Annotated in this window: 2 protein-coding genes; one reads left to right on the top strand and one right to left on the bottom strand. The window is 69.5% G+C overall.

The window, feature by feature from the left end; all coding sequences use genetic code 11:
* The first annotated feature begins 220 nt into the window (after positions 1–220).
* Positions 221–5,770: a DUF3320 domain-containing protein gene (locus J2Y58_RS18675; RefSeq protein ID WP_310106536.1), complete on the top strand. Its 5,550-nt coding sequence runs from the start codon at positions 221–223 to the stop codon at positions 5,768–5,770.
* Between the two features lie 18 nt (positions 5,771–5,788).
* Here J2Y58_RS18675 and J2Y58_RS18680 read toward each other — a convergent pair whose 3' ends face one another.
* A complete protein-coding gene (locus tag J2Y58_RS18680) occupies positions 5,789–5,920 on the bottom strand; it encodes a hypothetical protein (protein WP_310106538.1) in 132 nt (43 codons plus the stop codon).
* Between the last annotated feature and the right edge of the window lie 80 nt (positions 5,921–6,000).

A 6,000-nucleotide genomic window follows, 5' to 3' on the forward strand; every position in this document is an offset into this window, starting at 1 on the left:
CATCCGCATGATCGAATGTTCAATGGTGGGACGTCTGGCCGACGTTCGGAATGACTACCTGCGGGTCGACGGCCCTTCTGATCCACAGCGACCGTAATCCGATGGTCCGGTCTAAACGGGCTGGACAAATACGACGGAGGAACAGCAACATCGCTGCTTGAGGTTTGGGGGAAAATCATTGGTTACTTCGGCTGCTCAGACGCGGGACGCGGACGCGTCGGTGTTCCAGAGCGACCTTCCGCTCGACGTCAAGCTCGATCGGGCCAGGACCGAACTGCTCGACCTTTCGGCGCGCAACCGCCTCCTCCACATGCCGCGCTCGTCCAAGAACGCGAAGGCGATCGAGATAATCGACGAGCGGTCGGTGGAGGTGTTCCGTCTCTTGGTGGCCGAGAGCAGGGTGTTCACCTTCCTCGCCGGCAAGCTCGCGCCCGGAGAGGCCGCGGACGCTGGCAACACCGCCGAAGAGTCGGACGAGATCGCCGACTTGGCGCAGCCCGACGACGAGGCGGACGAGAGCGGCATCTTCGCGCGGCACGTCGACACGAAGCTTCAGACGCGGCTGACGTCCAAGGGCCTCCAGAAGCGCTTACTGGAACTCTACTACGATGCGCGCACGCTCGAGGAGGAGCAGGGCGTCAACATCCTCTTCCTCGCGCTCGGCGCGCTCAGATGGGTCGACCCTCAAAACGCGGCGAACATCCGCCACGCGCCGCTCGTCCTCGTTCCCGTCTCGCTCGAGCGCGGAAACGCGGGCGAGAAGTTCAAGCTGCGCGCGCGGCAGGAGGAGTTCGCCTCGAACCTGTCGCTCGAGGCCTACCTCGACCGCGTCCACGGTATCCGTCTGCCCGCCTTCGAGGCGTCCGATCAGTTCGACCTCGTCGCCTACGCGGCCGGGGTCGCCGATGCGGTCGCGTCAAAGCCAGGCTGGGCCGTCCTGCCCGACGACATAACGCTCGGCTTCTTCTCGTTCGCGAAGTTCCTGATGTATCGCGACCTCGACCCGGCGACATGGCCGGCGGGCGGCAGGATCAGCGAGCGACCGCTGATCCGGGGGCTTCTGTCGGAGGGCTTCGAGGCGGGCGAGGGCATGATCCCCGAAGACGCTGCCATCGACCCTTTCATCCCACCTGCCGAGATGCTGCACATCGTCGACAGCGATAGCAGCCAGGCGCTCGTCGTCCACGAGGTCAGGCGAGGGCGGGACATGGTCGTCCAAGGGCCTCCGGGCACGGGCAAGAGCCAGACGATTGCGAACATCATCGCTTCCGCGGTGGCCGATGGCCGGAGTGTTCTGTTCGTCGCCGAGAAGATGGCGGCGCTCGAGGTCGTGAAGCGCCGGCTTGACGCGAACGGCGTCGGTGACGCCTGCCTCGAACTTCACAGCAACAAGGCCAACAAGCGGGCGCTGCTGGACGAGCTCCGGCGCACCTGGGAACTGGGCGCGCCGCGAGGACAGGATTCGGGCACACTTGCGACCCGCCTCACCGAAGCGCGCGACCGGCTCAACGGCCATGCCCAGCGAATGCACGCGGCCCGGAGCTCGTCGGGTCTGACGCCGTTCCAGGCGATCGGACAGCTCGTCCGGCTTCGCCTTGACGGGCAGCAGCCGAACGACATCCGGCTGGAGGGGCCGGCCAGCTGGTCGCGAGACGGCTTCCTCGATCGGCGCGAGGTGCTGTCCGAGTTGGTCGAGCGCATCGAGGCGATCGGCACCCCGGTGGAGCATCCGTGGCGCGGCGTCGGCGTCTCGGCGATACTGCCGAACGACGTTGAGCGCCTGGTCTCGCGCGTGGGCACTTTGCGCGAGGAGGTCTCGAAGGCGCAGGAAGCCTCGGCGGATCTCGCCACGACGATCGCCGCCGAGCCGCCGGCGCGGCTGCCCGACGTGGACGCCACCGTTGCCCGCGCCCGCCGGATCGCGAGCGCACCGGACCTGCCGCCCGAGGCGCTCGCCGCCGAGGTCTGGACTAAGGACTCCGATGCGATCGACGCTCTTCTGGCCACGGGCGCCGCGCACGCGGCAATCCGTGCGGAGCTCGGCAGCTCGCTCGCCGAGGAGGCGTGGTCCGCAGATCTCGGCGAGTCCCGCAGCGCCCTCGCGGAGCTGCCGGCGAGTTTCGGCCCGGATGACTTCGACTGCGCGGCGGAGCTCGCCGTCCGCCTCCCGCGAGTGCTCGCGGCCTCCACCGCGCTCGCCCGTAGCCTGGGACGCGACGCGCCGGCCGATCTCGTCGGAATCGGTCGCATGACGGACGTGGCCGATCGCGTCGCCGTCGCCCCGCCGGCCAGCCCGGAGGTGTTCGCGGCCGAGATGTGGGACACCGGCGTCGAGCGCGCAGGCGACCTCGTGACAACGGTCGCCCGGCTCGAAGCAGCCCGGGCTCGCGTCGGTGGGGCGCTGACCGAGGCGGCGTGGGACGTCGACCTCGCCGCTGCACGCTCAGCCCTGGCATCGCACGGAACGGGGTTCCTGCGGCTCCTCAGCGGCGAGTGGCGTCGCGCCAACCGCTTGGTGAAATCCTTCCTCGTCGCGCCGGACCAGCCACTGGACGAGACGCTGTCGCTGCTCGACGCGCTCGCCGACCGACAGGCGGCACGGCGCGAGATCGAGCGCGACGACGCACTCGGGCGCACCGCGTTCGGCGAGCACTGGCGCGGGCCGCGTAGCGTCTCCGAGCCGCTCGGCGCCGTAGTCGAGTGGATGCGCTCGCTCCGGGACCTCGGCGCGGAACCGCGCCTCATCGTGTCGCGTCGCCCCGACCAGCGGCTGGTCCGCGAGCAGGCGGCCGCGTTGCGGGAGCTCACCGTTGCGGTTTCGGAGCTGGCGCGGCGGTTCTGGGACGGTCTCGGCGATTGTCGGCAAACCGCGTTCGGCGACGCGCCCGGTCCCGACCGCGCCGATGTCACAGCCCTCCTGGCGGCGACCGTCCGCGTCCACGAGGCGGACCGGAGCACCGCCGCCCTGTTGACGGACGCTACCGTCGACCTACGCGCCCGGCTCGGACTGCTCGCCAAACTGGAGGAGGGCCAGCGGGCGGCTCACGCGCTCATGGACGGGGATGCACTCGGGCGGGCTGCGTTCGGGAGCGCCTGGCAGGGCGCTCGGTCCGATTGGGCGGCACTTGGCACCGCCGCTGCTTGGATCGGTGCGAACGAGGACATCCGTCTGCTCGCGAGCCGGATCGCGGACCGAGCCCAGCTCGGGCGCGACGCCGATGCGTCGGAGAAGCTATGGGACAAGGCGTCGGCCGACCTCGCGGCTCTCTCGGACCAGCTGCAGTTGGACGCCGGCGAGGCGTTCGGCACGGCAGCCCTCTCGGCGACGCCGACTTCGGCGCTCCTTGATCGGCTCGCGACCTGGGAAGCGACGGGGGAGCAACTCTCTCGCTGGACGGCCTACCGCGACCGTGCGGCGCGCGCCCGCGAGCTGGGCTGCGGAGACGTCGTCGATCGACTCCGTGACGGCAGGCTCTCCGGTACGGACGCCGTTTCCGCCTTTGAAATGGCCTACCACGAGGCCGTCTACGCCGACATGGTTCGCGTAGAGCCTGAACTCGGACGCTTCGACGGAACCATGCATGGACGGCTCGCACGCGAGTTCGCCGACATGGACCGACAGCGCATTGCGGCGGCCGCGGTCGAGGTCGTCCGCGCCCATCACCGGCGGATGCCGGCGCGCGACGGCGTCGGCTTCGGGCCGCTCGGCACGCTCAAGGCCGAAATGCAGAAGCGGCGCGGCCATATGCCGATCCGGCGCCTGATGGAGAAGGCGGGGCCGGCGGTGCAGGCGCTGAAGCCCGTGTTCATGATGAGCCCGCTCTCGGTCGCGCAGTTCCTCGCCCCGGGCGTGTTCGAGTTCGACCTGCTGGTCATGGACGAGGCGAGCCAGATCCAGCCGGTCGACGCGCTCGGCGCGGTCGCTCGCGCCAAGCAGGTCGTGGTCGTGGGCGATCCCAAGCAGCTGCCGCCCACTGCCTTCTTCGCCAAGATGACGGGCGGAGGGTCGGACGACGAGGACGACGAAGGCGGCCGCGTCGCCGACATCGAGAGCGTGCTCGGCCTCTTCACCGCGCGCGGCCTGCCCACCCGGATGCTGCGCTGGCATTACCGGAGCAAGCACCAGTCGCTGATCGCGGTGAGCAACCGGCAGTTCTACGAGAGCAAGCTGTTCATCGTCCCCAGCCCTTACACTGCCGAGGCGGGCATGGGGCTGCGCTTCCACCGCATCCCGCAGGGGATCTTCGACGCTGGCGGCACGCGTACCAACCAGGTCGAGGCGCGCATCGTTGCGGAGGCGATCATCGCCCACGCCCGCGAGCACCCGAACCTTTCGCTCGGCGTAGCGGCGTTCTCGGCCGCGCAGCGTCGCGCCATTCTCGACCAGCTGGAGCTGCTCCGCCGGGCGCTGCCCCCTGAGGTCGAGGCCTTCTTCCAGTCGCACCAGTCCGAGCCGTTCTTCGTCAAGAATCTCGAGAACGTGCAGGGCGACGAGCGGGACGTCATCTTCATCTCGGTCGGCTACGGCCCGACGGTGCCGGGCGGCCGGGTGCCGATGCGCTTTGGACCATTGGGAACCGAAGGCGGCGAGCGCCGGCTCAACGTTCTCATCAGCCGCGCCAAGCAGCGCTGCGAGGTGTTCGCGTCGATGTCGGACGAGGACATCGAGCCGGACTTCGCGGCAAGCCGCAAGGGCGTGTTCGCCTTCCGCATGTTCCTGCATTACGCGCGCACCGGCCGCCTCACGATCGCGGAGAGCACGGGGCGCGATTCCGACAGCGTCTTCGAGGAGCTGGTCGCCCGCGCGCTGCAGGCGCGCGGCTACCAGGTGCATCGGCAGGTGGGCCTCGCCGGCTTTTACATCGATCTCGCCGTTGCCGACGAGGAACGGCCGGGCCGCTACCTGCTCGGCATCGAGTGCGACGGAGCAGCCTATCACGACGCCCGCTCGGCACGCGACCGCGACCGGCTCAGGCAGTCGGTGCTGGAGAGCCACGGCTGGACGATCCACCGCATCTGGAGCACCGACTGGTTCCAGCGGCCGACGGAACAGCTCGAACTCGTCGTAGCGAGGATCGAGGCCGCCAAGGCCGAGCACGACGCCGCCGAGTCCGGCCGCGCCCGCACCGCCGTCCCAGTCGAGATCGTCGCGATCGAGCGCGAGGATGTCACCGAAATTGGGCTGGCCAGGCCGGTGGAAGCCGGAACCGAGGCACCGAAGGGCCACTTCTACGTCGAAGCGACGGTGACGAAGCCAGCGCACCGGCAGGAGGAGCTGCACGACACCCCCACCGGCGTGCTCTCGATGCTCGCGGACGAGGTGGTCGCGATGGAGGGGCCCGTGCACCTGGACGAGGTGGTCGCCCGCATCCGTGAGGGATGGGGGCTGAAGCGCGCAGGCGGGCGGATCCAGTCGGCGATTGAGCGGGCGGTGGACGTCTCCGTCAGGACAGGCCGACTGTCACGCGAGGGCGATTTCCTCTCCGTCCCCGGCCGCGAGCCGGAGGTCCGCGACCGCACGTCCGTCCGGTCCCCGGCGCTGCGTCGCGCCGAGATGTTGCCGCCCGCCGAGATCAGAGCCGCCGCGCTCGCGACAGTGCGCTACAACTTCGGGGCGACGCGGGACCAGATCGTCCAGGCGGTGTCACGGGCGCTCGGGATCAAGTCGACCAGCGCACAAGTCCGAGCTGTCATCGTAGACGTCGTCGACGCGGCGGTCGCGCGCGGCGAGCTTGTCAACCAGGGCGAGATGCTCGCGCTGCTGGCATGACGGCGTAGGCCGCGATTGTCAGCTTGGCATCGGCGGCGGCGGCAGCCGATCGACGAACCGGAGCGTGGCGAGGACGCTGTCGAAGATCAGTCGCGCCTCATCCGCGCCGACGATCTCGTTGTCGTGCGCGAACGAGGTGTTGATTTTCACTGAGAGTTGACCCGGCGTTTTCATCGAGAAGTGACCCGGGTCGTGGGGGTAATGTCAGGCCCGCGGGGTTGCGGGTCAAG

Source organism: Sphingomonas sp. BE138 (genome assembly GCF_031456125.1).
Classification (GTDB): Bacteria; Pseudomonadota; Alphaproteobacteria; order Sphingomonadales; family Sphingomonadaceae; genus Sphingomonas.